This window comes from Kitasatospora sp. NPDC004531 (assembly GCF_053602195.1).
The window spans coordinates 1-26,572 of the sequence record NZ_JBSGDD010000066.1; the positions used below are offsets into that span (position 1 = coordinate 1).

A 26,572-nucleotide genomic window follows, 5' to 3' on the forward strand; every position below is an offset into this window, starting at 1 on the left:
TCGGTGGCGACTTCGAGGAGTTCGCCGAGGTTGACGACGAAGGCGCCGTCCAGCGGGGGGACGTCCAGGAAGGTGCCGTCGGGGCGTTCGACCTGGAGGCCGCCGACGGTGTCCTGCAGGAGCAGGGTGATGAAGCCGTAGTCCTTGTGGGTGCCGACGCCCTGGGCGGCGCCGTCGGGGGCGGTGCCCGGGTAGCGGACCAGCTTCAGGTGCAGGTGGGGGTGCGGGGCGAAGGCGTCGTCGTAGAAGTCCGGGCGGGCGCCGATCGAGGCGAGCAGTTCGTGCAGCAGCCGGCGGGCGACCCCGTCGAGGCGGGCGATCCAGTGCAGGGACGCGGTGCGCAGCTCCGGGAGCGCGGCGGGCCACTGGTTGGGCCCCTCCAGCCACCAGTACGCGGGCTCGCCGGGCGCGGGTACGTGCGGCGGCAGTTCGGGGCCGATGTCGAGCTGGTCGCGCCAGTCGCGGCTGCCGCCGGTGCGTTCGTCGCCGGTGCGGGTGTAGCCGCGGAAGTGCGGGGAGTTGAGGTTGCTGACCGACAGCCGGTCGGCCTCGGGGAGCGCGAAGAAGGCGTGCATCGCGGAGGTGAGGTCGGCGGTCTCGGCGGCGGTGACGCCGTGGCCGACGAGCTGGAAGAAGCCGACCTCGGTGGCGGCCGCCCGCAGCTCCCGGTGGAGCCGGGCCCGCTGGGCGGTGTCGCCGTCGGCGAGCGAGAGGTCGATGACGGGAAGGGCGAGGGGGTGCTGCGACGTCATGGGTGTGCGTCCACGGGGAAGGGCCCGGTCGCTGCGGCGGGTCGTGCCGGGGGCCGGGTCGGTGGTGCCCGGCGCGGTCGGACGGCTGCGGGCGGGGGAGGCGGAGAGGGCGATCAGCCGGAGCGTCGACAGGACATGCTCGTGACGCGGAGCAGGTCCACGTGGCGACGGCTGACGAGTAGGAGCACCCTGCCAGGTTACCTCCCCCGCCGAACGGACGACGGGGCCGGTGGACCGATCGTTCGGTCGTCCGGTGGCCGCCCGCCTCAGTAGCCGGTCGCGCCGTCGATGCGTTCGCGCAGCAGGTCGGCGTGGCCGTTGTGGCGGGCGTACTCGGCGAGCATCTGGAGCAGGATGCGGCGCAGCGAGACCGGGCGGCCGGTGGTCTTCTGGATGCCGGTGGCGTCCAGCGAGGGGGCCTCGGCGGCGATCCGGCGGGAGATCTCGACCTGGGCGCGCCAGCGGGCCAGCGCCTCGGCGAAGTCGCCGTCGAGGTGCTCGAAGTCCTGGTCCGGGTCGTCGTCGGAGTAGTACTGCAGCGGCTTGGACTCGTCGCCGGCGAACTGGATCTCCAGCCACCACTGTTCGACGCCGGTCAGGTGCCGCAGCAGTCCGTGCAGGCTCAGGCCCGAGGGCGGCACCGCGAGTTCGGACAGCCGCTCCACCGGGACGCCCGCACACTTCAGGGCGAAGGTCTCCCGGTGGAAGTCCAGGAACGCGGTGAGGAGTTCACGCTCCTCGCCGACCAGCGGCGGGGCCGCCCGGCCGTCCGCGTCGGCCCAGGCGGGGGAGAGGTGCTGCGGGGGCGGGGTCGGTTCGGTCGTCATGGCCGCCAGCCTGCCAGGCGGCTCCGACAGGGCGGTCAGTGCTTGCGGGGCTCGCCCCGGTAGGTGCCGAACGACCAGCGGTTGCCCTCCGGGTCGCGCACCGTGAAGTCCCGCGAGCCATAGTCGGTGTCGTGCAGCTCCGCCGTCACCTCCGCACCCGCCCCCACCGCGCGCCGGTACAGCCCGTCCGGGTCGTCCGTCACCGCGTACGCCCCGAACGTGCCGGGCTTGAGCGGCCACGGGTCGCCGCCGGCCGCCGAGGACGGCTCCTTGACCGAGCCGAGCATGATCCCCCCGCCGGGCGGCCACGCCAACTCCGCGTGCAGCACCCGGTCGCCGTCCGCGTACACGGACGTCGCCTCGAACCCGAACGCCTCCACCAGGAACGCGATCAGCGCCCGGGCGTCCCGCGCCCGCAACGTCGGCCACACCTGCGGCGGCGGGGGAACGGCAGCGGACCCGGTCATCTCCGGCCTCCTCGGCTCTGAGCTGCGAAGAACGGCCCCCACCCTAGGCCGCCCCGCAGCCCGGTGAAGGTCTGCCGCGCCGGGGAGGTGACCGACCGTCAGTGCGAGACGGCCAGTTGGGTGGCGTGGTGCTTCGGGGCGTCGATCTCGTCGAGGAGGGCGGTGGCGAGGTCGGCGTGGGAGATGCGGCCGGTGCCGGTGACGGTGTTGACCGCGGTGACGTAGCGGCCGGTGGTGGGGGCGTCCGGGGTGAGGTCCATGGGCGGGACGACCATCAGCCAGTCGAGCGGGCCGGCCTCGGCGGCGAGGAGGTCGAACTCGGCGACGTGCCCCTGGGAGAACTCCCGGTACTGGGACGGGAATTCGGGGTCGTCCATGATCCGGACGCCGGGTGCGGTCTCCAGGGTGGTGGCGATGCCCAGCACCAGCAGGCGGCCCACCCCCGCGCGGTTCAGGCCGGTGGCCAGGGCGCGCGCGGCGGCGGTGAAGTACGCCTCGGACGGGACGTCCAGGCGCACGGAGGCGTTGACCGCCGCGTCGTGCCCGGCGGCCAGGCGGGCGACGGCCTCCGGGTCGGTGGCGTCGCCGGGCGCCACCGTCACGCCCGAAATCCCGTGCAGCTCAGGGTACTTGGCGGGGTCGCGGACCACCGCCGTGACGCGGTGGCCGCGCCCGGCCGCCTCCGCGACCGCCGCCCGTCCGACCCTGCCGCCCGCGCCGAAAATCACGATCCCGCCCATGGCTCCTCCTCGGTGCCCCGTTCCGCTGTCGTCGCCGACGGTAGGACGGGCACCCCCGGTTACCGCAACGGAACCGGCCCCCGGGTGCGGCTATCGTCGGACGCATGGCCAACCCCGACGAAGCCGGCGTGTTCGACCTCCGCGACTGCGCGCACCGCCCGCCGCTGCGGGTCGGCGACAAGTGGTCCGGTGCGGTGCTGCGCTGTCTGGACGGCGGGCCGCACCGGTTCACCGAACTCAAGGCCCGGCTGCGCGGCGTCAACGCGAAGGTGCTCACCGAGACGCTGCGCGCGATGGAGCGCGACGGCTGGCTGACCCGCACCGACCGCGGCGGCAACCCGCCGCACGTCGAGTACGCGCTGACGGAGACGGGCCGCTCGCTGATCGGCGTCCTGGACACCGCCTGCGCCTGGGCCCGCGCGCACCGACCGAATTGACGGAGCGTCAGAGCGGACGCCGGTACACCTGGCGCGAGCCGCCCTCCGGCCCGTTCTCGGCGGCCTCGGCCGGGGAGAACCCCAACCGCTCGTAGAACACCCGCGCCCCGCTCGCCACCGCCCCCGGATGGTCCGCGCCGAAGGTCACCACCTCGACGGTCTCCACCCCCGCCGGGCAGCGGGCCAGCGCCTGCTCGACCAGCGCCCGCCCCACCCCCAGCCCCCGGGCGTCCTCGTCCACCACCAGCCAGTGCAGATGGCACACCGGCGCCCGGTACCCGACCAGCAGCCCGCCCGCCACCCGCCCGCCCCGCACGGCCACCAGCGCCGTCCCGTCCGCCAGTTGGCGCTCCACCGCCTCGTGGAACCCGGGCTCGCCCACCATCGCCCCGAACCACTCCTCCACCTGCCCGGCCAGCCGCACCAACTCCCCGGCGTCCCCGCCCCGCCCGGTGCGCACCTGTACGTCCATCGGTTCTCCTTCGTCGTCGGGCAGGGCGAGGGCATGGTCGACGAGGGCGCGGAGCTCCTCGTCCTGGAGGATGGCGCGGTGGTTCTGCTCGTGGGAGAGGCGGTGGTCCGCCCGACGGATCGCCAGCAGGTCGGCGCGGACCTCCGGGGTGACCGTGCTCATCCGGATCATGGTGCGCACGGCCTGCGCGAACAGGCCGTACTGGTCCCCGCCGTCCGCGATCGCCCGCACCTGTGCCGCCAGCAGGCCGAGGAGGGGCCCGGGCCGACCGGTGATCGACCGGAGGGCGTCAGCGGCGGCGATGCGGCCCCCGGGATGGGCGGTGGCGACGAGGTGGCGCAGGTGGTCGGCGTGCGACGCGGCGGCCGGGCCGAACTCGGCCAGCCGCTCGACCGGGCCGTAGCTCGGGGGTTCGGCGTTCCGCACGGCCTCGCCGATCAGGCGCAGCGCGGCCGGCCGGTCATCGGCGATCAGGTCCGGGTGCCAGTCGAGTCGGTGGGCGTCCAGACCGCCGCGGGCCCGGACGAGCGGTGCGGCGGCCGGGCCGATCGCCACCAGGACGCAGCTCGCCTCGTACGCCGTGTACGGATGGTCGAGCAGCTGCGGCAGCTCCGGTAGGACCGGGGCGGCGTCCGGCCCCCAGGCCGCCAGCGCCACGAGGAGACGACGGGTGATGTTGTCCGGCTCGGCCCGCCGCAGCACCTCGCGCACCTCGGGCAGCAGGGCGTCCGCGTGGGCCCGCAGCGGGGCCAGGACGTCGACCGGGTCGGGGCGGTGCGGACAGTTGGCGACGTAGCAACGGCCCGCGTCCTCCTGTGCGCGCAACTGCTCCACCAGGCCCGGCAGTCCGCGCGGGTCGCCGGTGCGCAGCAGCGCCCAGCGGGCGAGTTCGCCGACCGTCCCGTCCAGGCCCGGGGCCGCGCCGTCGTCGTCCAGCAGGCCGGCCAGCCGGTCCGCGTAGGGTGCGGCGGCGGGTCCGAGGCCGGCGAGGAGGTTCGCGGCGCGGTGGCGGACGGCAGGGGAGGGGTGGTCGAGCAGCGGGCCGACGGCCGGCAGCAGCGCCGGTTCGGGCCGTCGTGCGGTGAGCAGTTGCCACGCGATGTCCAGGGACTCCTGGCACAGGAGGGTGTCGCCACTGCGCTCGGCGGCGGCCAACAGTCGCAGCATGTATGCGCTTTCGAGGTCCGGCCGGTGTGCGAACAGCCGGAGCACCCACCACAGGACATGCTCGCGCTCCAGCGGTTCGGCGACGTCCGGGACGTACCAGACGCCCTCGAAGCACGGACGTGACACCGGATCGCCCAATACGGCGACCAGCCGCTCGAAGTGGCGGGCCGCCAGCTCGGGGTCGCGCGCGGCGCAGGCGTACACCGCCACGACGTACAGCGCAGGATCGTCGGCAGCCAGGGCCTCGGCCCGCAGGGCGGGCTCCTCGACGCCCTCACTCTCGCGCAGCGCGAGCAGCAGCGCGACCCGCACCGACCGGTCCGTCTCGCGCCGCCAGCACTCCGGCAGCGCCCCGATCTCCACCGCCGCCGGAGCCGCCGCCCGCCGGACCGCCGGATCGGGGTCGGTCAGCAGCGGCAGTACAGCGTCCAGTGCGTCCGGCGACAGCCCCAAGGTGTGTCCTCTCGGTAGATCTCGGCCGTCATTGTGCTGCGGCACCGGACGCCGTGTCGTGCGGATTTCCGCTACCGGGCGGCGACGTATTCGGCGAGGCGGGCTCCGGTCGATCGCCACCACGCCCTCCGACGCGCCGCGCCGCCCTCACCCCACCACCCGGCAGGAGCGGGGAGCCGCAGGGTGCTTGGGCCCGTCCGTGCCAACCGCGGGTAAAGTGACGGGCCGAACCACCGGAGGGGCGCCGATGCGGACACGGACACGAATACGGTTGCGAGCGGCGGCTCGAACGGCCGCCGGGGCGCTCGCCGCCCTGCTGATGGTGCTCGGCCCCGCCGGCGCCGCCGAGGCCGACCCGGGCCCGTCGCCCGCGGCCACCGCCGGCGCCGCCGACAACCTGACCCGCGCCGACCGGCTCGCCGCCGAACTGCGCAAGAACCCGGTGTACGTCTCCGCCGCCCGCCCGCGCGAGCTGCCGCGCTCGCTCGCCCCGCGGATCGCCGAGCTCGCGACCCGCACCGGCGTCCCCACCTACGTGCTGGCGGTGCCCGAGGCCAAGGGCCCCGAACTGCTCGCCCTGGTCCACGACCGGCTCGGCGAGAACGGCCTGTACGTGCTGATCAACGAGTACGGCTACGTCAGCGCCTCCGCGTTCGGCCTCGACCTGCCCGCCGAGGACGCCGCCCGCATCGCCCTGTACGACACCCCGTACCGGGCCGGGCCGCTCGCCGCCTTCGAGACCTTCGTGGACGCCGTCGCGCTCGGCAAGGAGGGGGCCGCCGCGAAGGCGGACGAACTGTCCGAGCGCCGCCGGCACTCGGAGAAGCCCACGCTGTACATCAGCTCCACCGACCGGCAGAACCAGAACCTGGTCCTCGGCGTCGCGGCGGTGCTGCTGCCCGGCCTGGTGCTCGCGCTGGGCTTCCGCCTCTCCCGGCGCTACGACACGCCGTACACCTCCGGCGGGGCGGGCTCGGGGAAGCCGGGGAAGCCCGGGAAGGTCGACCTCGCGAAGCCCGGCAAGCCCGGCAAGTCCGGGAAGAACGCCGCAGCGGCCACCCGGGCGCGCCGCCACCGCGGTGTGCTGGCGGGCGCCCTGCTGGCCGCCGCCGCCACCGTGGCCGGCGTGGTGCTCGCCGCGCCCTCGGTGTTCCCGCAGACCGCGGACAGCCCGGACCTGACCGTCACCCGGGCCGACCTGGACGCCCGGGTGGAGGAGGTCGCGGCCGGACTCGCCACCGGGCCGATCTACCAGGACCCGTCCACGCCCGACGCGGTGCCCGCCGCCCACCTGCCCGCGCTCCGGCAGCGGATCGCCGCACTCGCGCCGCAGGGCCCCGTCCACGTGGTGGTCACCCCGTCCAGCAGCGACGACGAGAGCGACCACGACGGGCGGCTGCTGCTGTCGCTGATCCGCCAGCGCACCGGGCAGAACGGCGTCTACATCCTGATCGACCCGACCCTCGGCCGGATCGAGCTGCGCAGTTACGGCACCGACCGGGACACCGAACGCCGGTTCGCCCGGCTGGGTTCGGACGTCCGCTACCCGTACGGCTCGTACGACGACCTGAAAGTCGTGCCGCGCCTCAACCAGGTGCTGGACGCCGTCGCCGCCGCCCAACCGCGGCCCGGCGACGACCCCGTCCCCACCGAGGTCACCCTGCCGCCGCTGCGCGACAACCGGCTGCCGCCGCTGTTCAGCGGCGACTTCTGGGGCGGCCTGGTGCTCGGCGGCCTGCTGCTCGGTGTGGTGCTGCTGCTCGTCGCGGCCGCCGCCGCCACCGTCCGCGCCCTGCTCCGCCGCCGCGCCCGGTCCGCCGACCCGTCCGCCAGCGGCTCCTCGGCACCGCCCGTCGCGCCCCGCCGCAGCGCCGCCCAACCGTCCCTGCGCCAACTGCGCGGCTGGGCCGAGGACGACGTCCGCGCCCTCGCCGCCGCCCTCGCCGCCGCCGCACCGGACGCACCCGGCCGGGCCCGCGCCTGGGACTGCCTGGACGCCGCGCAACTGCTGCACGACGACGCCGACGACCACGCCGCCGACGTCGAAGCGGGCGCCCGGGCCGGCCGCCGGGCCGCCGTCGTGGTGCTCGCCCAGGGCGGACTGGCCGCGCTGCGCGGCGACCTCCGGCCGACCGTCTGCCGGCTCAACCCGCTGCACGGCGCGGCCACCGGCGGCCGGGTGCCGACCTGGTTCGCCGGACTCGACATCGGCCCGCGGTCCGCGCACCTCTGCGCCGACTGCCGGGACGCCATCCGCAGCGCCGGCCTCGACCGCCGCGACGCCGACCCGGCCGCCCGCCGACGCACCGTCGGCGACCGGCTGCTGCGCCTGCCCGTGCCGGACGGCCGCGCCGACCGCACCCCGTGGGACGAGGCCGGCCCGATCCTGCCCGCCGCCCGCGAAGGCCTCGACCCGCTCATCCTCAGGGCCAGGGAGTCCGCCAGTGTCCAGTGACCGCCCGACCATCACCACCACCACCCGCCGCCCGCGCGCCGCCGGCCGGCTGGCGGCGCTGCTGCTGGCCGCCTGCGCCGCCCTGCTCGGCACCGGCGCCCCGGCCCGCGCCGACAACGCCCCCGCCGGCGCATCGGCCACCGTCATCGTGGACGCGCTGCGCACCGGCCCGATCTACGTCGACCCGGCGTTCGCCGCCGCCGTCACCCCCACCCAGCAGAAGGAACTCGCCGACCGGATCGCCGCCACCGGCCTGCCGATCAAGGTGGTGCTGGTACCGCTCGACAAGGGCGACGCGTTCGACGGCAGCGCCAAGTCACTGGCCGCCGTGGTCAACGAACGCCTCGGCCTGCCGCAGCTGATCCTGCTCACCAACGACTCCTACGGCAGCTGGCTGACCGGCACCGAGTGGCCCGCCGACACCCACCAGGTCCGCGACTCCGCCAACGCCGTCGCCCTCCTCAAGGAACTGAAGGACGCCGGCCTGGCCGCCCGGATCGGCCGCGCGATCGACCTGATCGGTACCGGGAAGGGCACCGAGGTCTACAAGGCCGAGAGCGACCGGATGGACCGCGAGTACGCGTCCCGCCCGCACTCCGCCGACGCCGACTCCGACGGTTCCGCCACCGGCCCGGTCGTCGCAACTGCCGCAGTGGTACTGGTGGTTGCCGCCGGAGCCGTCCTGCTGCTCCGCCGCCGCAGCTCCCGCCGGGACGCCGCGTTCGCGCTCCCGGCCGTGGTGTTCGACGCCGACCTGGCCGCCGACGAGGCCGGGCTGCGCCGACAGGCCGCCGCCGAGGTGCTCGCCCTCGGCGAGGCCGTGGACGCCGCCGACGGAGCCGCCACCCCCGGCCTGACCCGCGCCCTGGACGCCTACGACGCCGCCGGCCGGGTCCTGGACGGCGCCCGCGACCTCGCCGACCTGGCCGGCGTCCTCGCCCTGGCCGCGGAGGGGCGCGCCGCGCTGGCCACCGAACCGCAGCTCCCGCTCTGCTTCTTCGACCCCCGCCACGGCGCCGCCGCCACCCGCACCACCTGGCGCCCGCTCGGCCGCCGCGAACGCGTCGACATCGCCGTCTGCACCGACTGCGCCCAGGCCCTGCGCGCCCGCCGCGCCCCGCAGGTCCTCGCCGTCCGCGACCAGGGCCGCACCGTCCCCTACTTCGAAGTCTCCGCCGACCGCAGCCTCTGGGCCGCCACCGGCTACGGCTCCCTCCTCGCCGGCCCCGACGACACCCTCGCCACCCGCGTCACCACCGGCCAGTTCACCCGCACCAACAGCCGCCCGCAGCAGGACGATTGACGCCGTCCGCGACCTCGGCAGGCACCCCGCGCGCGGCCGATCGCTTGCGCAGTCGGAGGCGCAACCAGGGGCGCCCGCTGCGGCTCCGCCGAACTCCGCGTCCCAGCAGACCCGCTCTCCCCGCAGCGCCTGCCCGACCTCCTCCCGGCCCCCTCGATCAACTTCCCCTATCCTTCCGGCAGTAGAAAAGGCAGGCAGATGGATCTCACCGGACGCACCATGGTCGTCACCGGCGCGGGCCGAGGCACCGGCCGGGCCCTCGCGATCCGGGCCGGGCGGCTGGGGGCGCGGCTACTGGTCTCGGCGCGCGGGCTCGACGCCGCCCGGCGGACGGCCGAGGAGATCGCCGCCGACAGCGGCGCCGCCGCGGAGGGCCTGGCCTGCGACCTCGGCGACCCCGCCTCGGTGCGGGCCTTCGCCGCCGAGGTCGCCGCCCGCACCGACCGGGTCGACGTGCTGGTCAACAACGCCGCCCGCTACCTGCCCGGCGCCGACCTGCTGGCCGCCGACGACGAGGCGATCGTCGACACCATCGCCTCCGGCGCCACCGGCACCGTGCTGGTCACCCGCCACCTGCTGCCCCTGCTGCGGGCCTCGTCCGCCGCCGACGTGGTCAACCTGGTCTCGTCGGTCGGCGAACTCCGCAACCACCGCTCCGCCTCGCACCCCGCCTACTACGCGGCGAAGGCCGCCCAGTCCGGCTTCGCCGACGTGCTCTCCGCCCGGCTGCGCCCCGAGAACATCCGGGTGATCTCGCTGTACCCGCCGGACTTCGACGAGGCCGACCCGCTCGCCCCCGCGTGGGACACCGCCTCCCGGGGCGCCGACGACGTGCTCACCACCCAGTCCGTCACGGACTGCGTGCTGTTCGCCATCGGCCAGCCCCGGGACTGCTTCATCCGCAGCTTCCACTTCGAGCAGCTGTAGGGGACTTCACAAGGGGGCTTCACGGGTCGACGAACTCGACCAGCTGCATCATGCCGAGGTCCTCGTGGTGCAGCTGGTGGCAGTGGGCGAGGGCGCGGCCGGTGAAGTCCTGGCACTTGACCAGGAAGGTGACGGAGTCCCCCGGGGCGCCCCCGGCCAGTCCGACGGTGTCGTGCCAGACCGGCGGGTCGAGCCGCTGGCCGTTGCGGTGGGTGACCAGGAACTGGTTGGTGTGCAGGTGGAACGGGTGGCCGTGGGAGGGCACCGTCTCGTCGGTGCGGACGGTCCACCGTTCGACGGTGCCCAGGCGCAGGGTGTGGTTGACGAAGCCGGGGTCGAAGCGGCCGTAGGCGGCGTCGCGGGTGAGGTCCCCGCCCGGGTCGGCGGCGGGCGTGGCGTTGCCGCCCAGCATGCGGTAGGCGTTGGGGAACGGCCCGTCGAAGACCTGCGGATCGACGTGGAACACCACCTCCCGCTCGGCGACCACCTCGCGTTCGTCGAGGAACGGCTTTCCGGCCGGCAGCGAGACCGGCAGCCGCATCGGCGGCTCGACGGACTCCTCCGCCACCTCGACCGTCAGCAGCGCCCCGGCCACCCCGTCCGCCCGCAGCTCGTACCGGCCGGGCGCGCCGCCCAGGACCAGTACGTCGGCGCGGTTGCCCATGGCCAGGTGCAGCAGCGGCCGGGCGACCGGCGCGGAGAAGCCGATGCCGTCCTGGGCGATCTGGTGCATGGCCAACTCGCCCTGGTCGCCCACCAGTTGGAGGTGCAGCGCGGTGAAGGCGGTGGCGGCGACCAGCCGCCAGCGCTGGACCTCGCCCCGGCGCAGCCCGATGGTGGGGTTCACGGTGCCGTTCACCGTGAAGACGGACGGCACCCCCTCCACCCAGCCGCCCGAGGTGAAGGCGGGCACCCGGCCGTCCTCGACCTTGAGTTCGTTGATGCAGACGACGACGTCGGCGGCCGCCTTGATCTCCGGCACCTCGTCGACGTCGCCCTCGACGACGATCACCCCGGCCATTCCGCCGGCGATCTGCTCGGCGGTGGAGCCGTGCACGTGCGGGTGGTACCAGTAGGTGCCCGCCGGATGGTCGGCCGGCACGCAGATCGTCGTCGTGTACCGGGGCTCCGCAGTGCCGGCCGCCACCTCCTCGGCCGTGCGCGGCACGAACTCCCGACCGACGTTGTCGGCGTCCCCGGCCGGGGAGACGTGCATCCCGTGGGTGTGCAGATTGAAGCTGTTGGCACGGTGCGGCAGGTTGTGGTCACCGTGGAACGGCTCGTTCGGCGGCAGTCCGTTGACCTGCGTCAGCCGCAGGGTGTCCCCGCCGCGCACCCGCAGCGTCGGCCCCGGAATCGTCCCGTTGTACGTGCGCGTGGTCACCTGCCCGTAGCCCGGGACGTGGACCTCCGTGAACCGAACGTCCAACGTCTGCTCGACAGTCGACCCCTCCGACCGGGAGGCGCCCCCGGCCGGCTGCGGAAACCGCGCGGTCCCTGCCGCCGCCGCGGGCCGCGCGCCCAGAACCCCGTCGGACGCCACCGCGAGGCCGGCGATTGCTTTGAGGACCAGGCGGCGACTGATCCCACCACTCTCTCTCATAGCCCGACAATCTAGGGCCATCCGGACAATCCGCCCTCGATGGCGCACCGCCGCCCGGGCGTTCCCGTTTCCCGGGGGCGGCCGCCGAGCAGGATCCGGTCCGACGGGGGCGGAGCTTCGGCGATTATCGTACGAGTGTTCGAAGGGGGCGTACGCTGGACGGCATGACGTACCAGCTGCAGGGTTCGCTGTTCGACGTCGGCGACCCGGAGACGGAGCCCGCGCTCGGCCCGCTGGGCGGGATCGAGCGGACGGTGCTGGGGCACGGGGCGTGGATCGACGTGCTGCCCGGGTGGCTGACCGGGGCGGACGTGCTGTTCGAACGGCTGGTGGGGCGGGTGCCGTGGCGGGCCGGGCGGCGGGAGATGTACGAGCGGGTGGTGGACGTGCCGCGGCTGCTGGCGTTCTACCACGAGGGGGACGCGCTGCCGGAGCCGGTGCTGGTCGAGGCACGGGAGGCGCTCAGCGCGCACTACCGGGAGGAGCTCGGGGATTCGTTCGCCACCGCGGGGCTGTGCCTGTACCGGGACGGCCGGGACAGCGTCGCCTGGCACGGCGACCGGATCGGCCGCGGCGACCGGGAGGACACCATGGTCGCCATCCTCTCGGTCGGCCAGGCCCGCCCCCTGCTGCTGCGGCCCAGGGGCGGCGGCGGCCCGACGGTGCGCCGCTCGCTCGGGCACGGCGACCTGCTGGTGATGGGCGGGTCCTGCCAGCGCACCTGGGAGCACGCCATCCCGAAGAGCACCGGCGCGGTCGGCCCGCGGATCAGCATCCAGTTCCGCCCGCACGACGTCCGCTGAACCCCCGGCCGACCGGAGCCGAACGCCGGGCTCCGTTCGTGCGTTCGAAGGAGGTGGCGGTGCTCGGAGGAGGGGCGGACATGCGCAGGAGGCGGACTCCCTTGACGCTGGTCTACTTCCCGCTGGGCGGGGCGTGCCTGCTGGTCGCCGCGGCGATGGCGGCGGGCGTGGTGGCGGTGGCGGCCGAGGGCCGGGTGGTCGACGCGCTCCAGGGCCTGATCCCGATGGTGGTCCTGGGCGCGCCGGGCGTGGTGCTGACGTTCCGCTCGCCGCTGTTCGGCGTCTCCTACGGGCCGTCCGGGCTGAGGTACGCCGGGCTGCTCAACGCCCGCTCCCACGCGTGGGCGGACATCCGGGAGGTGCGGATCGCCGTCCTGCGGGGCCGGGTCCACACGTCCGACGTCCCGGAGCTGGTGCTGGCCTCCGGCGGCACGGACCGGCTGTACATGCTGGCGGGCCACAGCTCGGGCCGGACCAACCGGCGGGTGGCGCGGCTGGTGGCCGAGCTGGAGGCGGCCCGGGCGGCCGCCTCCTGACCTCCGCTCCGGCCCGGCCCGGCCCGGAGGGACCTCAGGACGGGGTCACCGGGTGCGGTAGGCGTCGGTGACGGTCTGGTCGAGGGTGTTGCCGTCGGCGTCGGTCAGCTCGGCGCGCAGGGAGACACCGTTGCCGGCCGGCGGGTTCTGGACCGTCACCGCGCCCGCTTCGAGCGGGAGGCGGGTCCACGAGGCGCCGCCGTCGGTGGAGGCCGAGACGGTCAGCGAGCGGGTGCGCCCGTCCGCGGCGGCCCCCTGCACGGTGACCGGGATCCGCAGCGCGCTGCCGCCCGCGGCGGTGCCGGTCGCGCCGAGCTCGGGGGAGAACCGCACGACGCTGATCGGGAGCGCGGTCGGCCCGGCCGTGGTGGCCGAGGCGAAGGTCCAGAGCGCGTTCACGCGGGTGGTCGCGCCGGCCGCGGCCTTGCGGGTCACCGTGGTGGCCAGGCGGTAGGAGGCCTTGCCCGGGGGCACGGTGAACTCGCCGCGTCCGGGTGCGTCGGACGCGGCGCCGACCAGCACGCCGTCGCGGTACAGCGACGTGTACGCGGTGTCGAACGACGGGCTCCACGGCGCGTGGCCGTCGCCGTCGGCGAGCAGCGGGACGTTCGCGGTGATCCGGTCGCCGTCGCGCGAGACGGCGGGGCGGTCGGTGAGCGCGGGGCCGAAGACCGGGCCGTCGAAGGTCTGGGTGATCGTGGCCCCGGCCCGGACGGGGATGCGGTCGGCGGTGTAGGTGTTGGGCGGGGTGCCGTCGGCGCGGGGGACGGTGAAGAGGATGTCCCAGGCGCCGCGTTCGGGGGCGACGAGGAAGGTGGCGGCGCCGGGCGCCGGCAGGGTTCGGGAGACGCCGAGGGTCGTGCCGTCGGACGGCAGGAGGCTGAAGTGGGTGCTGCCCGTGCCGCCGGGTCCGACGGCGCTGCGGATGTTGAGGGTGGCCAGGTCCTGCGGGGTGTAGTGCCGGGTGAGTCCGGTCAGCGCGCGGGTGCCGGTGCGGGTCTGGCCGAGGGCGTAGGTGACGGTGTCGGTCTTCCAGTTGGCGTCGATCCACTGCTTCAGCGTGCCGGTCTCGGCCTCGGGCCCCAGGTGGGCGACGCGCAGGTTCGGCGAGCCGTGGAAGACGTTGCCGCTCCTGGTGACGCCGTCGTGCGTGACCTCGACGAACGTGGAGCCGTACAGGAAGGCCGCGGAGCCGTCCGGGGGGCGGATGTCGACGGGGACGGTGGTCCGCGCGTCGACGGTGACGGTGGTGTCCCGGTCGAGGTCGAGGCGCGGCTGGACGATCCAGTCCGTCCCGATCGTGCCGTCCGCCCCCTGGGTCGAACTCAGGGTGCTGTCCAGCAGGTAGCGGCCCTTGGGCAGCCGGACGGTGGTGACGCCGGAGGCGTCCTGCTGTTCGAGGAACTCCTCGCCGCCGTCCTGGAAGACCCCGGCGAGGTGGGTGCGGTACTTCGCGGCCGGTTGGCCGGCCCGGTCGAGGTGCTTGATGGTGAGGGTGTACGTCTGCGGCTCCGCGGCGTGGGCCGCGCTGCCGAAGGCGGGGGTCGAGGCGCCGACCAGGGCGACGGCGACGGCCAGGGCCCGCAGGGCGCTGCGGCGGGGGACGGAACGGGTAGTGGTCATGCTTCGTACTGCTCGGTCCGGCTCCGGAGTTCCTGTGAGCCGGACCACATCCGGAGCGGCTCGGGGGAGCTGTGACACAGGTCACCGGAACCCGGGCGGCGGACCGGGCAGGGCAGTGCGTGGAAGCACTCATGAGAACGCGTCTTCGCCGCGGCGACCCCGACGCCCTGGGCGAGCTGTACGACGAGCACGCCCAGGTGCTGTACCGCTACGCCCTCCGCGTGACGGGCGACTGGGCGGAGGCCGAGGACGTCGTCTCGACGACCTTCCTGGAGGCCTGGCGGGGCCGGGAGGGGCTGCACCCCGACGGCGACGGGCTGCGCCCGTGGCTGCTGGGGATCGCGACCAACATCATGCGCCGCACCGCCCGGGCCCGCCGGCGCCGTGACATCGCGCTCGCCCGGCTCCCGGAACGCGGCTCGGTCCCGGACTTCGCCGACGACCTGGTCGCGCACCTCGCGGACGTCGAGCAGCTGCGTGCCGCGCACCGCGCGCTCGCCCGGCTGCGCCGCCGCGACCGGGAGGTCTTCACCCTCGTGGTGTGGGCCGGGCTGGACTACGCGAGCGCGGCCGAGGCGCTCGGCACGCCGGTCGGCACGGTCCGCTCGCGGCTCTCCCGGGCCCGGGCCCGGCTGCGTGAACTCACCGAGGCGGAGGCCAGGGCCCGGGCCAAGGCCGAAGCCAGGGCCGGGGCCCGCGTCCCGTCGACGCGGCACCGGCACACCGCGGCGCAGCGGCGGACCCCTCCCGTCGTCACCGCCCTGCCCGTGCCGGGCCGCATCCCCGCGCTCCGGCCGTCGATCCACCCGATCCAGGAGAGCCCCACACGATGAACGCCACCCCACGGCGCGAGACGCAGCGCCCGTCCTCCGCGCAGGACGAGCGCCGCGAGCTCGCCGAGCTGCTGCCTCCGCCGGCGGTGCCCGGCCTGGACGCGGACCGCCGGCTGCTGCTGAGACGGGAGGTGCTGCGCAGGGCCGCCGCGTCCGGCGGGCCGCGGGGCGGCGCCGTCGGGCGTCCGGGTCGGCGCCGGCGTCCGGTGCGGTTCGCGGTGCCGGCGCTCGTCTGTGCCCTCGCGGTCGTCGGCGTCGTGACGGTGGACCCCGGGGGTTCGGCCGGGCACGACCGCGCGGCGGTGGCCGGGGGCGGCGCCGCCGGCGCCTCCGGTGCGGTGCGGCTGCTCGACGACATCGCGCTGGCCGCCGCCGGGGCGGAGCGGGCGCCGGTCCGTGCCGACCAGTTCGTCTACGTCGAGAGCAGGGTGGCCTACGCGGCCCAGAGTTCGGGGGGCGGTCCGGTGGCGATGGCTCCCGTGCACACCCGGCAGGTGTGGCTGTCCGTCGACGGCAGCCGCCCCGGTCTGCTGCGCGAGGAGGGCGGGTCCGACTCCCGGCTCGGCGAGAGCGGGCCGGTCGTCCACCTCGACCGGCCGGGGGCGGGCGCCGGGCCCGACACCCCGCGGGGGAGCGGTCCGTCGATCGGCGACCCGACCACCGCGTACGTCGCCTCGCTGCCCACCGACCCGGACGCGCTGCTGGCGCTGATCAGGGAGCAGACCCGCGGCGGGGGCCAGGACCCGGACCAGCGGGCGTTCACGGCGATCGGCGACCTGCTGGCCGAGACCTGGGCTCCGCCGCAGGTCAGCGCCGCGCTGTACCGGGCCGCCGGTCGGATTCCGGGGGTCACGGAGGTCGCGTCGGCCGTCGACGCCGCCGGACGCGAAGGCGTCGCCGTGGCGCGCACGGCGCACGGGCAGCAGACCCAGTGGATCTTCGACCGGACCACGTACGCGTTCCTCGGCGAGCGCACGGTCCTCGCCGAGGCCGGCGAGGCAGGGCCGGCCGGGACGGTGGTCGGCACCTCGGCGGTCCTCGCGAAGGCCGCCGTCGACCGCGTCGGCCAACTCCCCACAACGGGACGGTGATGCGGGCGGCAGCCGACCGACCGGTGCCGCGCCGTCCTCGACCCGCCCGGCTCCCGGCCGGCGTTTCTGCAGCTCAGTCAGATTCTCGGACTTGAATATTTGCGAACGAGTGTTCGATGCTGGAGTCGTGCACATGTTCGAACCAGCCTCGATCGACCCGTCCGGGACGGGCGTTTCCGCCCGATTTGCCACCACTCGGACGGGCGGCGATGTTCGAACGCTTGAACGCGATCGAACGGTCGTCGTGCCGCTGCGGCCCGGTACTGCCCCCCAGGGCGCGCCGCCCGCCGTCGCCGAACCCGAGCTGCTGCCCGTCCTGCCCGCACTCGCCCCGCTGCTGCCCGGCGGCGGGCTGCGCCCCGGCACCGCCGTCTCCGTCGCCGGCGACACCGGACTGCTGCTCGCCCTCGGGGCCGGGGCCTTCACCGAGAAGGCCGGCGACGCCGCCTGGGCCGCCGCCGTCGGACTCCCCGAACTCGGACTGTCCGCCGCCGCCGGATACGGCTACGACCTGCGCCGCCTGCTGCTCGCCGACCACCCCGGAACGCACTGGCCCGACGTGGTCGCCGCCCTGGCTGGCGCCGTCGGCCTGATCCTGCTGCGCCCCACCGGGCCGGTCGCACCCGCGCTCGCCGCCCGCCTCACCGCCGTCCTGCGCCGCAACCGCTGCGCCCTGCTGGTCGCCGGCCCCTGGCCGGGCGCCGTCCAGCGGCTCAGCATCCGCACCGGCCGCTGGTTCGGCCTCGGCGACGGCCACGGGCAGCTCACCGGCCGCCAGGTCGAAGCCGTCGCCGAGGGCCGGGGCACCGCGACCCGCCCCCGCACCGCCCGCCTCTGGCTTCCCGACGCGCAGGGCGCCGTCCGCGCCCTCGCCCCCGCCGAGACGCCGCTCGCCCGGCCGGCCCTGGAGGCGGTCTGAGATGCGACTCCCCCTTTCGAAGCGGCGCTGTTCGAACGCGCCGGCGGCGATGCCTGCCGCACCGGGCTGCCGCCCTCGGCTCCGCTCGGCGCAGTGGCTGCCGGGCCTTGGCGGTGACCCGGGCTCGCGGGTGCCGGGGGCAGGTGGGCCGGATGGGGTTGTTCGAACGGGTCGGCGACGGGTACCGATTCGGCCGTGCGTTCCGGCTCTGCCGGGCTTCTCGGTGGCTGAGGCCCTTCGTCCATGGCGCGATGGCCGTTCTGCTCCGGAGGCCCGGGACTGCCGGTGCCGGGGGCGGGCAGGCCGAGTGCCTGCGGAGTTGTTCGAACGGGTCGGCGGCGTGCACCGCCCCGCTCTGCGGTCGTACGTGCTGCCGGGTGCCGCCTCGGGCGCGGCGGGACCCCGCCTGCGGCGCCGCCCGGCCGGGTCGGCGGTGGTCACTGCGGCGGCCGGTCGTTGCTCGCGGGTTTCGGCGCTGCCCGGCTTCCCGGCTCCGCTCGGCCTTTCGGCTTCGCCCGGCTTCTCGGCGGTGGCGGTCCCGCACCTGCCGCGTTGCGGGGGTGGTTCGGGCGCGGGGGTGGGGGCCGTTTCGGGGCGTTGCGGCGTCGCGGCCGGTCGTGGGGGTGCGTCCGGGCGTCTGTCGGTCCCGTTCTTCCGTTCCGTCGAGTTCTTCCGAGTGGCCGGTCATGAAGCACCCCAATCCCGTTCGTAAGCAGTCCGTGAGCCGTGCCGGCGGCGGGCCGCTGTGGGGTACCTCGAAGGCGGGGGAGGCGGGGTGGGGGCCGGCGGGGCAGCGGGTGCTGGTGGTGTGGTGTCCGGACTGGCCGCTGGTGGCGACCGCGCCGGCGGGCGGGGACGCGGGGCCGGTGGCGGTGGTGGAGGGCGGCCGGGTGCTGGCGTCCTCGGACGCGGCGCGGGCGGCGGGGGTGCGGCGCGGGCAGCCGTTGCGGCTGGCGCAGCGGTTCTGCCCGGAGCTGCGGCTGCGCGACCGGGACGAGGAGGCGGAGGCGCGCCGGTTCGAGCCGGTGGTCGCGGCGGTGGAGGCGTTCACGCCGCGGGTGGAGGTGCTCCGGCCCGGGCTGTGCGCGATTCCGGTGAAGGGCCCGGCCCGGTACTTCGGCGGCGAGGAGGCGCTCACGGCCGGGATCCGGGACGCGGTCGCCGCCGCCCTGGCCGCGACCCGTCCGGTCGCCGAGCCGCAGGAGGAGCGGCCCGCCGACGCGACCGGGACGGCGGCCTGGGTGGAGGAGGTGTTCGACGAGGCGCCCACCGGGCCGGAGGCCGCCGCGCGCCCCCCGCTGACCGTGATCGACGGCGGCTCCGCCGAGCCCGCCCCGCCGTCCGGCGCCGCCCCGCTCGCCGCCGTGGCGAACCCGGAACCCCCCGAGGCCGCCGAGCCCGAACCCGAGCCCGAGCCCGAGCCGCAGCTGGCGCCACCGGCCCCGGAGCCGGAACCCCTCGCGCCGCCCCCGCGCGGCCTGCTCGGAGTCGCCGACGGCCTGTTCGCCGCCGTGCTGGCGGCCCGCGCGGAGCTGCTGGTGCCGGCCGGGCGGACCCCGGAGTTCCTCGCGCCGTACCCGGTGTCCACGCTGGGCGAGCCGGAGCTGGCGGAGCTGCTGCACCGGCTGGGCGTGGAGACGGTGGGGGCGTTCGCGGAGCTGGCGGCGGACGTGGTGGCGAACCGGTTCGGCCCGACCGGGAGCGCCGCACACCGGCAGGCCCGCGGACTGGACCCCCGCCCGCTGGCCCCCAAGGACCAGGGCCTCGACCTCGGCGTCGAGCAACTCTTCGACCCGCCCGAGGAGTTGGCGGAGCCGCTGGTGTTCGTCGGCCGCACCCTCGCCGAGCGCCTGCACACCCGGCTGGCCGAGGTCGGGCTGGCCTGCCAGCGGGTGGCGGTCGAGGTGTCCTGCGAGGGCGGCCGCACCGTCTCCCGGCTGTGGCAGCACGAGGGGCGGCTGACGGCCGCCGCGCTCGCCGAGCGGATCCGCTGGCAGTTGAACGCCTGGCAGTCCACCGGCACGTTCACCGACGCGGACGGCGCGTTCACCGCGCTGCGCCTCGTCCCGGACGGCCTGTTCCCGGACCGGGGACGGCAGTTGGCGCTGTGGGGCGAGGCCGTCGCCGAGGACCGGGTGGAGCGGGCGGTGGCCCGGGTGCAGTCGCTGCTGGGCTACGCGGGGCTGCGGCGCGGCGCGCCCGAGGGCGGCCGGGCCCCCGGCGAGCAGCAGGCGCGGCTGCCGTGGGACGAGGCCGCGCTGCGCGAGAACGCCGCGCCGCGCGAGAACCGGGAGCCGGACGCCCCCTGGCCCGGCCGGCTCACCGACCCGTCGCCGTCCGTGGTGCCGCCGGACCCGGTGCCGGTGCTGGTGCTGGACCGCGAGGGGCAGCCCGTCGCGGTGGACGGCCGGGCCGAGGTGTCCGCCCCGCCGGACCGGGTCGAACTGCACGGCCGCACCCTCAAGGTGCTCGGCTGGACCGGCCCGTGGCCCGCCGTCGAACGCTGGTGGGACCCGCGCACCGCCCGCCGCCGGGCCAGGTTCCAGGTCGCGGTGGAGGGCGGCCGGGCACTGCTGCTCACCGTCGAGGGAGGCCGGTGGTACGTCGAAGGAGCCTATGACTGACCGAAGTTGACGATGCATCAGAAGGCGTTGCCCCGGGGGGAGCAGCGAGACCCAGCCACCCCGAGACCGGAGCACCACCCGCGATGGGATTCACCAGCCACCCCTCGCTCCCCTGGACGGAGCTGCAGCGCCGGATGTCCGGCGCCCGCCCGGCGGCGCCCCCTGCCCCCGAGCAGCCCGAACGCCCCCGGCCCGCGCCGCCGAAGGACACCGTCCCGTGGGCCGAACTGCACGTCCACTCGGCGTTCAGCTTCCTCGACGGCGCCAGCGACCCCGAGCAACTCCTCGACGAGGCGGCCGCGTTGGGCATCGAGGCGATGGCGATCACCGACCACGACGGGTTCTACGGGGCGGTCCGGCTGGCCGAGGCCGCCAAGGGCACCGGCATCCGCACGGTGTTCGGCGCCGAGCTCACCGTCGGCCCGGACGACCACCTGCTGGTGCTGGCCCGCGACCCGGAGGGCTACCGGCGGCTGTCCGCCGCGATCAGCGCCGCCCAACTGCGCGGCGGCGCCAAGAACAACCCGCGCTACGCGTTCGAGGAACTCGCCGACGCCCACCACGGCCACTGGGCGGTGCTCTCCGGCTGCCGCCGGGGCCGGGTCCGGCACGCCCTGGAGACCGCCGGCGACGACGCCGCCGAGCAGCAACTCCGTTCCCTCGCCGAGGCGTTCGGCCCAGACAACGTGTACGTGGAGCTGACCGACCACCGGCTGCCCGGCGACGACCTGCGCAACGACCGGCTCGCCGCGCTCGCCGCCCGCACCGCGCTGCCGCTGGTCGCCACCAACAACGTCCACCACGCCGCGCCCGCCCAGGGCCGGCTCGCCCAGACCCTGGCCGCCCTGCACGAACGCCGCACCCTGGAACAGGCCGCGCCGTACACCATGGCCGCCGGCACCGCGCACCTGCGCTCCGGCCGCGAGATGGCGGGCCGGCTGCGCAGGTTCCCCGGCGTCCAGCAGGCCACCGTCGACCTCGCCCGGGCCTGCGCCTTCGACTTCGCCACCCTCGACCCGCAACTGCCCGGCTACCCCGTCCCCGACGGCCGCACCGAGAGCAGCCACCTGCGCGACCTGGTCGCCGAGGCCGGACCGCTGCGCTTCGGCCCCGGCAACGACCGGGCCCGCCGCCAACTCGCCCGCGAACTCGACGTGATCGAGACCCGCGACCTCGCCGGATACTTCCTGATCGTCCACGACATCGTCGAGTTCTGCCGCCGCGAGGACATCTGGTGCCAGGGCCGCGGCTCCGCCGCCAACTCCGCGGTCTGCTACGCCCTCGGCATCACCGCCGTCGACCCCGTCCACTACGGCCTGCTGTTCGAACGCTTCCTCAGCGTGGCCCGCGACGGGCCGCCCGACATCGACCTCGACATCGAGAACCGCCGCCGCGAGGAGGTCATCCAGTACGTGTACGGGCGCTACGGCCGCGCCCACGCCGCCCAGGTCGCCAACGTCATCACCTACCGCCCCCGGCTCGCGCTGCGCGACGCCGCCCGGGCGCTCGGCTACCCGTCCGAGCAGGTGGACGCCTTCACCCGGCAGGTCGAGTTCCGCGGCACCGTCCAGGACGACGCCGTCATCCCCGCCGACGTCCTCGAACTCGGCAACCAACTCCACGGCCTGCCACGCCACTTGGGCATCCACTCGGGCGGCATGGTGCTCACCCGGGAACCCGTCGGCGAGATCTGCCCCACCGAATGGGCCCGGATGCCCGGCCGCTCCGTCCTGCAGTGGGACAAGGACTCCACCGCCGGTGCCGGACTCGTCAAGATCGACCTGCTCGGCCTCGGCATGCTCGCCGCCCTGCACGACGCCTGCGACCTGATCGAACAGCACTACGGCGAGAAGCTCGACCTCGCCACCATCCCCAAGCACGACGACCAGGTCTACGACATGCTCTGCCGGGCCGACACCGTCGGCGTCTTCCAGGTCGAGTCCCGCGCCCAGATGGCCACCCTGCCCCGGCTCAAGCCCCGGCACTTCTACGACCTGGTGGTCGAGGTCGCGCTGATCCGCCCCGGCCCGATCCAGGGCGGCTCCGTCCACCCCTACCTGCGCCGCCGCGACGGCGTCGAACCCGTCGAGATCCCGCACCCCACCATGGAACGCGCCCTCGCCAAGACCCTCGGCGTCCCGCTGTTCCAGGAACAGATGATGCAACTCGCCATCGACTGCGCCGGATTCACCCCCGACGAGGCCGACCGGCTGCGCCAGGCCATGGGCGCCAAACGCTCCCTGGAACGCGTCGCCGTGCTGCGCACCCGGCTGCTGGAAGGCATGGCCGAACGCGGCATCCCGCCGGAGACCGCCGAGGACGTCTACGCCAAGATCGAGGCCTTCTCCAACTACGGCTTCCCCGAGTCGCACGCGATCAGCTTCGCCTACCTGGTGTGGGCCAGCGCCTGGCTCAAGTACCACCACCCGGCGGCCTTCACCTGCGCGCTGCTCGCCAACCAGCCGATGGGCTTCTACTCCCCGCTCAGCCTGATCACCGACGTCCGCCGGCACGGCGTGCGGGTGCGCGGCGTGGACGTCGCCGTCAGCGAACCCGGCCCCACCCTGGAGCCCGGGCACCACCCGTCCTACCCGCACCCCCACACCGCCGGAACCCCGCAGGCCGCGATCCGGCTCGGCCTCACCTCGGTGCGCGGCCTGGGCCGGGCCCAGGCCGAGACCATCGCGGCCGGCCGGCCCTACGCCGACCTGGAGGACTTCGCCCGCCGCACCGGCCTGCCCAAGCCGGTCATGGAGGCCCTCGCCACCGCCGGCGCGTTCTCCTGCTTCGGGCTGAGCCGCCGCCGGGCCCTGTGGTCCGCCGGCCTGTACGCCGCCGCCGACCCCGACTCGCTGCCCGGCACCCTCCCCGGCGCGGACGCCCCGCCACTGCCCGCGATGACGCCGATCGAGGAGACCATCGCCGACCTGTGGGCCACCGGCAGCTCCGCCACCAGCCACCCCGTCCAGCACCTCCGGGACGCCCTGCACCGGGCCGGCGCCGTCACCGCCGCCGCCCTCCAGGACGTCCCGCCCGGCACCCCCGTCCTGGTCGGCGCGCTGGTCACCCACCGCCAACGCCCGCCCACCGCGGGCGGCGTGCTCTTCCTCAGCCTGGAGGACGAGACCGGCCTGATCAACGTCATCTGCAACCGCCCCGTCTGGGAGGCCCACCGCCGCACCGTCCTGGAACGCGCCGGTCTGCTCATCCACGGCACCGTCGAACGCACCCACGGCGCGACCAACCTGATCGCGACCCGCATCTCGCCGCTGCGGCTGGGGATCTGACGGACCGAAACAGTGGTCGGGCACCTCCCGGAGGGCTGCGGAAAGCGCTTGCTGAGGTCGGTACGGTGGTGTCCGACCGAGGAGACGATCATGTTCAGACGCCCTGCTGCGGCCGTCCTTGCCGCGACCGCTGTCGCCGCCGTGGGCTGCACCGCCGCCGAGCCCCGGGCGGCCGCGCCCGCCTCGGCCTCCGCGCCCGCCTCGGCCTCCGCGCCCGCCTCGGCCTCCGCGCCCGCTTCCGTGGGGCCCGGGCCGGCGTGCAGTGCCGCGCCCAGCCCGACCAAGAGCTGGATGGGAGCCTGGGCGGGGCCGCTGCCGGACGAGATCCGCTGCCTGCCCCACGTGCTGGACGGCTCCTACGCCCACCAGCCGCCCGCGCCGGACGTCTCCGAGGGCGGCACGAACGCCGTCATGATCACCGTCCTGCCCGAGACCACCCGCGAACAGACCCTGGCCCTGTGCCTGCGGATCACCGAACTCGGCTACGGCCTCGGCGGCCCGCACCAGGTCGCGACGCTCTCGGTCAGCGGCGGCACCGGCCACTACATGTCGATACCGACCCAGCCTTCCTGCTACGAAGTCCGCTGAGCGGCGCGCGCGGGACGGTCGGCGACGGTCCGGGCTCAGCGCAGGGGCTTGCGGCCCCCGCCGGGCGGGCCCGCGAACGCCTGGGCGTGCGGGAGCCAGGCGTTCGCCGTGTCGCCCACGACCGTCAGGGCGAGGTCGTCGAGGTGGCGGCGCTGGGTGACCAGCAGGCAGAAGTCCAGCGCCGGGCCGGACACCCGGTCGGCGGCGTCCTCCGCGCCCCACGTCCACAACTCGGCTGACGGCGACAGGAGTTCGAATCGGATCGGGGCGGTGGGCGCGGGCAGCCCGTGCGCGGCGAACGCGAAGCCGACGGTACGGACGCCCAAGTGGGCGACGTGCCGCAGGCGGTCGGTCGGCGCGCGGTCCACGCCGAGCGCGTCCGCGACGTCCTGGCCGTGCGCCCAGGTCTCCATCAGCCGGGCCGTCAGCATCGAACGGGCCTTCATCGGCGGCCCGAACCACGGCAGCCGCACCTCCGCCGGCACCCCCGCCAACACCTGCGCCACCTCCGCCCGGCCCGCCCGCCAGCGCCCCAGCAGCGCGGCCGGCTCCTCGCCGAAGCCCTCCGCCGCACCCCGGTCCACCGCCGCGAGCCCGTCCGCGAACTCCCGCCCCAACGCCGCGACGAACCCCTCCGGGTCCCGCGCAGCGAGCAGCGTCCACCGGTCCGTCCACGCCAGATGCGAGACCTGATGCGCCACCGTCCACCCGACCGCCGGCGTCTCGCCCGCCAGCCCGCCCGCGTCCAAGTCCCTGACCAGGGAGTCCAGTTCCTCCCCCTCCGCCAACAAGTCCGCCACCAGCCCGTCCACCCGCCACCCCTCTCGCGACCACGCCCGACCACCCCCTCCTACCCCACCCGCCCCCGCCCCAGCCCCACAGGGGCATACCCCGCGCGGCGGCCCTCCCCATCCCCGCACCAGACCTGCGCCTCCGGCTGCCTGCAGCGAGCTTCGCCTGCAGAGACGCACCCTCGCGGCTGCGTGCAGTGGTTCTCCGCGCCACAGTTCCCGGTTGAGCCCCCTGCCACGCGATGGCACTTGTCCCCCTGGCCCCTGCCCCGCGCAGCGAGCTCTGGTGCTCCTGCCTCGGCCCCACGTAGCGGCCTTTCGTTCTCCTGCCCAGTGCCGCGCAGCGGGCTCTGGTGTTCCTGCCTCTGCCTCGCGCGGCGGGTTCTTGTGCCCCTGGCCCGTGCAACGGCTTTTCGTTCTCCTGCCCAGTGCCGTGCAGCGAGCTCTGGTGTTCCTGTCTCTGCCTCGCGCGGCGGGTTCTTGTGCTCCTGGCCCCTGGCCCGCGCAGCGGGTTCTCGTGCCCCTGGCCTGTGCAGCGGCCTTTCGTTCTCCTGCCCAGCGCCGCGCAGCGAGCTCTGGTGCTCCTGCCTCTGGCCTGTGCAGCGGCCTTTCGTCCTCCTGCCCCTGCCCCGCGCAGCGGCCTTTCGTCCTCCTGCCCCTGCCCCGCGCAGCGGCCTTTCGCACTTCTACCCCAGCCCCGCGCAGCGGCCTTTCGTACTTTCGCCCCTGGCCCGCGCAGCGGGTTCTCGTTCTCCCGTCCCCTGCCCCGCGCAGCGGGTTTCGTTGCGGGGCGGTCGGCGGGCGGCGTGGTCTGATGAACCGTCAGGTGGTGAGCGGGAGGGCGGTGGCAGGGATGCGGGTGGTGGTGGTCGGGGCCAACGGGGAGATCGGTCGGTGTGTGGTGACCGAGGCGATGGCGCGGGGGCATCTGGTGACGGCGGTGGTGCGGCGGCCGGAGGAGTACCAGGGGCTGGCGATCAGGGTGGAGCGGGGCGACGTGCTGGATCCGGGGGACGTGGCGCGGGTCGCGGCGGGGGCGGAGGCGCTGGTGAGCGCGGTGGGGGGCGGGGACGGCCCGGGGCGGGGGCGGCTGATCGAGCCGGCCGCGCACGCGCTGGTCGCGGGGCTGCGTCAACTCGGCGACGGCGCACCGAGGTTGCTGGTGGTCGGCAGCGCGGGGAGCCTCACTGTCCCGGGAGGTTCGCGGCTGTGGGACGAGCCGTCGGTGACCGCCCGCCAGCTGGAGGTGATGCGGGCGCACGGCCGCGCGCTGGAGTACCTGCGCACCGTCAGCGACCTGGACTGGACGGTGCTCAGCCCGCCGCAGAGCCTGCTGCCGGGCGAGCGCACCGGCCAGTACCGGACGGCGGGCGACGAGTTGGTGGCCACCCCGGACGGCCTGTCCACCATCTCACGGCCGGATTTCGCGACCGCCCTGGTGGACGAGCTGGAGTCGCCCCGCCACCACGGTGAGCGCTTCACCTGCGGCTACTGAAATCGCCCTCCGCCGCCGGAGAGCAGTACCGCCGTCCCCAGGAACAGCAGCTCGGCCGTCGCGCCCAGTACGGCCACCGGCAGTACGGCCGTCAGCACCATGTGCCCCATGCCCACCGGCTGCCGCTTGCGGCGCAGCACCGCGCGGAGCTGCACCACCGCCCAGGCGGGCCCGACGAGGTTCAGCAGCAGCGCGCAGGCCGCCAACGGCGGTCGCGGGTCGAACAGATGGCGGCCGACCGCCCGGCCGACCTCCTCGTCGAGGAAGAGGGCGAACATCGCGCTCGCCCAGCCCCCGACGATCAGCGCCAGGCAGACCCGCGCCCGGAGCCACCACGGCCTTCCCTCGTCGCTCACGTCGAACCCCCCACGGCCGTACG

Annotated in this window: 23 protein-coding genes; 13 read left to right on the plus strand and 10 right to left on the minus strand. The window is 75.5% G+C overall.

The window, feature by feature from the left end; genetic code table 11:
• The 5 genes from ACWEMJ_RS23850 to ACWEMJ_RS23870 all read right to left on the minus strand — a co-directional run.
• The coding region (locus ACWEMJ_RS23850; RefSeq protein ID WP_452139140.1) for an isopenicillin N synthase family dioxygenase at nt 1-752 on the minus strand (752 nt) is incomplete at its 3' end.
• A gap of 113 nt (nt 753-865) precedes the next feature.
• Complete coding sequence (locus ACWEMJ_RS23855; RefSeq protein ID WP_354644872.1) at nt 866-940, minus strand: putative leader peptide; 75 nt, start codon at nt 938-940, stop codon at nt 866-868.
• 78 nt (nt 941-1,018) lie between these two features.
• Nucleotides 1,019-1,579 carry a DinB family protein gene (locus tag ACWEMJ_RS23860; protein WP_452139141.1) on the minus strand — a complete coding sequence of 187 codons (561 nt, stop codon included), beginning with the start codon at nt 1,577-1,579 and terminating at the stop codon, nt 1,019-1,021.
• 35 nt (nt 1,580-1,614) lie between these two features.
• Nucleotides 1,615-2,046: a VOC family protein gene (locus ACWEMJ_RS23865; protein ID WP_452139142.1), complete on the minus strand. Its 432-nt coding sequence runs from the start codon at nt 2,044-2,046 to the stop codon at nt 1,615-1,617.
• A 98-nt stretch (nt 2,047-2,144) separates the two neighbouring features.
• A complete protein-coding gene (locus ACWEMJ_RS23870) occupies nt 2,145-2,786 on the minus strand; it encodes an NAD(P)-dependent oxidoreductase (protein WP_452139143.1) in 642 nt (213 codons plus the stop codon).
• A gap of 104 nt (nt 2,787-2,890) precedes the next feature.
• On the opposite strand from ACWEMJ_RS23870, the gene ACWEMJ_RS23875 reads away from it, so the two are divergent.
• Nucleotides 2,891-3,223, plus strand: a complete 333-nt coding sequence (locus tag ACWEMJ_RS23875; RefSeq protein ID WP_452139144.1) for a winged helix-turn-helix transcriptional regulator — start codon at nt 2,891-2,893, stop codon at nt 3,221-3,223.
• Between the two features lie 7 nt (nt 3,224-3,230).
• On the opposite strand, the gene ACWEMJ_RS23880 is transcribed toward ACWEMJ_RS23875, so the two are convergent.
• Nucleotides 3,231-3,695: a GNAT family N-acetyltransferase gene (locus tag ACWEMJ_RS23880; protein ID WP_452139182.1), complete on the minus strand. Its 465-nt coding sequence runs from the start codon at nt 3,693-3,695 to the stop codon at nt 3,231-3,233.
• A 1,891-nt stretch (nt 3,696-5,586) separates the two neighbouring features.
• Here ACWEMJ_RS23880 and ACWEMJ_RS23885 point away from each other — a divergent pair.
• From ACWEMJ_RS23885 to ACWEMJ_RS23895, 3 genes are all read left to right on the plus strand, one after another.
• On the plus strand, nt 5,587-7,770 hold the full coding sequence (locus ACWEMJ_RS23885; protein ID WP_452139145.1) for a hypothetical protein: 2,184 nt from the start codon (nt 5,587-5,589) through the stop codon (nt 7,768-7,770).
• Nucleotides 7,760-9,073: a hypothetical protein gene (locus tag ACWEMJ_RS23890; protein WP_452139146.1), complete on the plus strand. Its 1,314-nt coding sequence runs from the start codon at nt 7,760-7,762 to the stop codon at nt 9,071-9,073. Before ACWEMJ_RS23885 ends, ACWEMJ_RS23890 begins: the two co-directional genes overlap by 11 nt.
• A 198-nt stretch (nt 9,074-9,271) precedes the next feature.
• A complete protein-coding gene (locus ACWEMJ_RS23895; RefSeq protein ID WP_452139147.1) occupies nt 9,272-10,000 on the plus strand; it encodes an SDR family oxidoreductase in 729 nt (242 codons plus the stop codon).
• 19 nt (nt 10,001-10,019) lie between these two features.
• On the opposite strand, the gene ACWEMJ_RS23900 is transcribed toward ACWEMJ_RS23895, so the two are convergent.
• The gene (locus ACWEMJ_RS23900) at nt 10,020-11,624 is read right to left on the minus strand and encodes a multicopper oxidase family protein (RefSeq protein ID WP_452139148.1); all 1,605 of its coding nucleotides are present in this window, start codon (nt 11,622-11,624) and stop codon (nt 10,020-10,022) included.
• A 143-nt stretch (nt 11,625-11,767) separates the two neighbouring features.
• Here ACWEMJ_RS23900 and ACWEMJ_RS23905 point away from each other — a divergent pair, with 143 nt between their 5' ends.
• A complete protein-coding gene (locus tag ACWEMJ_RS23905; RefSeq protein WP_452139149.1) occupies nt 11,768-12,406 on the plus strand; it encodes an alpha-ketoglutarate-dependent dioxygenase AlkB in 639 nt (212 codons plus the stop codon).
• A gap of 80 nt (nt 12,407-12,486) precedes the next feature.
• A complete protein-coding gene (locus tag ACWEMJ_RS23910) occupies nt 12,487-12,942 on the plus strand; it encodes a hypothetical protein (RefSeq protein ID WP_452139150.1) in 456 nt (151 codons plus the stop codon).
• Nucleotides 12,943-12,987: 45 nt separating this feature from the next.
• On the opposite strand, the gene ACWEMJ_RS23915 is transcribed toward ACWEMJ_RS23910, so the two are convergent.
• On the minus strand, nt 12,988-14,565 hold the full coding sequence (locus ACWEMJ_RS23915; protein WP_452139151.1) for a serine protease: 1,578 nt from the start codon (nt 14,563-14,565) through the stop codon (nt 12,988-12,990).
• A 131-nt stretch (nt 14,566-14,696) separates the two neighbouring features.
• On the opposite strand from ACWEMJ_RS23915, the gene ACWEMJ_RS23920 reads away from it, so the two are divergent.
• From ACWEMJ_RS23920 to ACWEMJ_RS23945, 6 genes are all read left to right on the plus strand, one after another.
• Nucleotides 14,697-15,398, plus strand: coding sequence for an RNA polymerase sigma factor (locus tag ACWEMJ_RS23920; protein WP_452139152.1), 702 nt, complete (start codon nt 14,697-14,699; stop codon nt 15,396-15,398).
• Nucleotides 15,395-16,489: a CU044_5270 family protein gene (locus tag ACWEMJ_RS23925; RefSeq protein ID WP_452139153.1), complete on the plus strand. Its 1,095-nt coding sequence runs from the start codon at nt 15,395-15,397 to the stop codon at nt 16,487-16,489. The genes ACWEMJ_RS23920 and ACWEMJ_RS23925 overlap by 4 nt, the downstream gene beginning before the upstream one ends.
• Before the next feature lie 244 nt (nt 16,490-16,733).
• Nucleotides 16,734-17,408, plus strand: a complete 675-nt coding sequence (locus tag ACWEMJ_RS23930) for a hypothetical protein (protein ID WP_452139154.1) — start codon at nt 16,734-16,736, stop codon at nt 17,406-17,408.
• A gap of 719 nt (nt 17,409-18,127) precedes the next feature.
• A complete protein-coding gene (locus ACWEMJ_RS23935) occupies nt 18,128-20,032 on the plus strand; it encodes a DNA polymerase Y family protein (RefSeq protein ID WP_452139155.1) in 1,905 nt (634 codons plus the stop codon).
• An 83-nt stretch (nt 20,033-20,115) separates the two neighbouring features.
• Entirely contained in the window at nt 20,116-23,319 is a 3,204-nt protein-coding gene (locus ACWEMJ_RS23940; RefSeq protein WP_452139156.1) for an error-prone DNA polymerase, read from the plus strand.
• A gap of 90 nt (nt 23,320-23,409) precedes the next feature.
• Nucleotides 23,410-23,907: a hypothetical protein gene (locus ACWEMJ_RS23945; RefSeq protein ID WP_452139157.1), complete on the plus strand. Its 498-nt coding sequence runs from the start codon at nt 23,410-23,412 to the stop codon at nt 23,905-23,907.
• Between the two features lie 35 nt (nt 23,908-23,942).
• Here the strand turns inward: ACWEMJ_RS23945 and ACWEMJ_RS23950 are convergent, their stop codons facing one another.
• A complete protein-coding gene (locus ACWEMJ_RS23950) occupies nt 23,943-24,719 on the minus strand; it encodes a TIGR03084 family metal-binding protein (protein WP_452139158.1) in 777 nt (258 codons plus the stop codon).
• 832 nt (nt 24,720-25,551) lie between these two features.
• Between ACWEMJ_RS23950 and ACWEMJ_RS23955 the strand changes: the two genes are divergently transcribed.
• Nucleotides 25,552-26,193 (plus strand): NAD(P)-dependent oxidoreductase, encoded by a 642-nt coding sequence (locus ACWEMJ_RS23955; RefSeq protein WP_452139183.1) that lies wholly within the window; start codon nt 25,552-25,554, stop codon nt 26,191-26,193.
• Here the strand turns inward: ACWEMJ_RS23955 and ACWEMJ_RS23960 are convergent.
• Nucleotides 26,187-26,549: a hypothetical protein gene (locus ACWEMJ_RS23960; protein WP_452139159.1), complete on the minus strand. Its 363-nt coding sequence runs from the start codon at nt 26,547-26,549 to the stop codon at nt 26,187-26,189. The genes ACWEMJ_RS23955 and ACWEMJ_RS23960 overlap by 7 nt on opposite strands.
• Nucleotides 26,550-26,572: the final 23 nt, after the last annotated feature.

Excerpts from the sequence above, each read along its gene's own strand:
- ACWEMJ_RS23915 (WP_452139151.1), bottom strand. The coding sequence starts at position 14,565 with ATGACCACTACCCGTTCCGTCCCCCGCCGCAGCGCCCTGCGGGCCCTG.
- ACWEMJ_RS23900 (WP_452139148.1), bottom strand. The coding sequence starts at position 11,624 with ATGGCCCTAGATTGTCGGGCTATGAGAGAGAGTGGTGGGATCAGTCGC.
- ACWEMJ_RS23865 (WP_452139142.1), bottom strand. The coding sequence starts at position 2,046 with ATGACCGGGTCCGCTGCCGTTCCCCCGCCGCCGCAGGTGTGGCCGACG.
- ACWEMJ_RS23940 (WP_452139156.1), top strand. The coding sequence starts at position 20,116 with ATGGGATTCACCAGCCACCCCTCGCTCCCCTGGACGGAGCTGCAGCGC.
- ACWEMJ_RS23910 (WP_452139150.1), top strand. The coding sequence starts at position 12,487 with ATGCGCAGGAGGCGGACTCCCTTGACGCTGGTCTACTTCCCGCTGGGC.
- ACWEMJ_RS23895 (WP_452139147.1), top strand. The coding sequence starts at position 9,272 with ATGGATCTCACCGGACGCACCATGGTCGTCACCGGCGCGGGCCGAGGC.
- ACWEMJ_RS23870 (WP_452139143.1), bottom strand. The coding sequence starts at position 2,786 with ATGGGCGGGATCGTGATTTTCGGCGCGGGCGGCAGGGTCGGACGGGCG.
- ACWEMJ_RS23945 (WP_452139157.1), top strand. The coding sequence starts at position 23,410 with ATGTTCAGACGCCCTGCTGCGGCCGTCCTTGCCGCGACCGCTGTCGCC.
- ACWEMJ_RS23880 (WP_452139182.1), bottom strand. The coding sequence starts at position 3,695 with ATGGACGTACAGGTGCGCACCGGGCGGGGCGGGGACGCCGGGGAGTTG.
- ACWEMJ_RS23905 (WP_452139149.1), top strand. The coding sequence starts at position 11,768 with ATGACGTACCAGCTGCAGGGTTCGCTGTTCGACGTCGGCGACCCGGAG.
- ACWEMJ_RS23860 (WP_452139141.1), bottom strand. The coding sequence starts at position 1,579 with ATGACGACCGAACCGACCCCGCCCCCGCAGCACCTCTCCCCCGCCTGG.
- ACWEMJ_RS23925 (WP_452139153.1), top strand. The coding sequence starts at position 15,395 with ATGAACGCCACCCCACGGCGCGAGACGCAGCGCCCGTCCTCCGCGCAG.
- ACWEMJ_RS23955 (WP_452139183.1), top strand. The coding sequence starts at position 25,552 with ATGCGGGTGGTGGTGGTCGGGGCCAACGGGGAGATCGGTCGGTGTGTG.
- ACWEMJ_RS23875 (WP_452139144.1), top strand. The coding sequence starts at position 2,891 with ATGGCCAACCCCGACGAAGCCGGCGTGTTCGACCTCCGCGACTGCGCG.
- ACWEMJ_RS23920 (WP_452139152.1), top strand. The coding sequence starts at position 14,697 with ATGAGAACGCGTCTTCGCCGCGGCGACCCCGACGCCCTGGGCGAGCTG.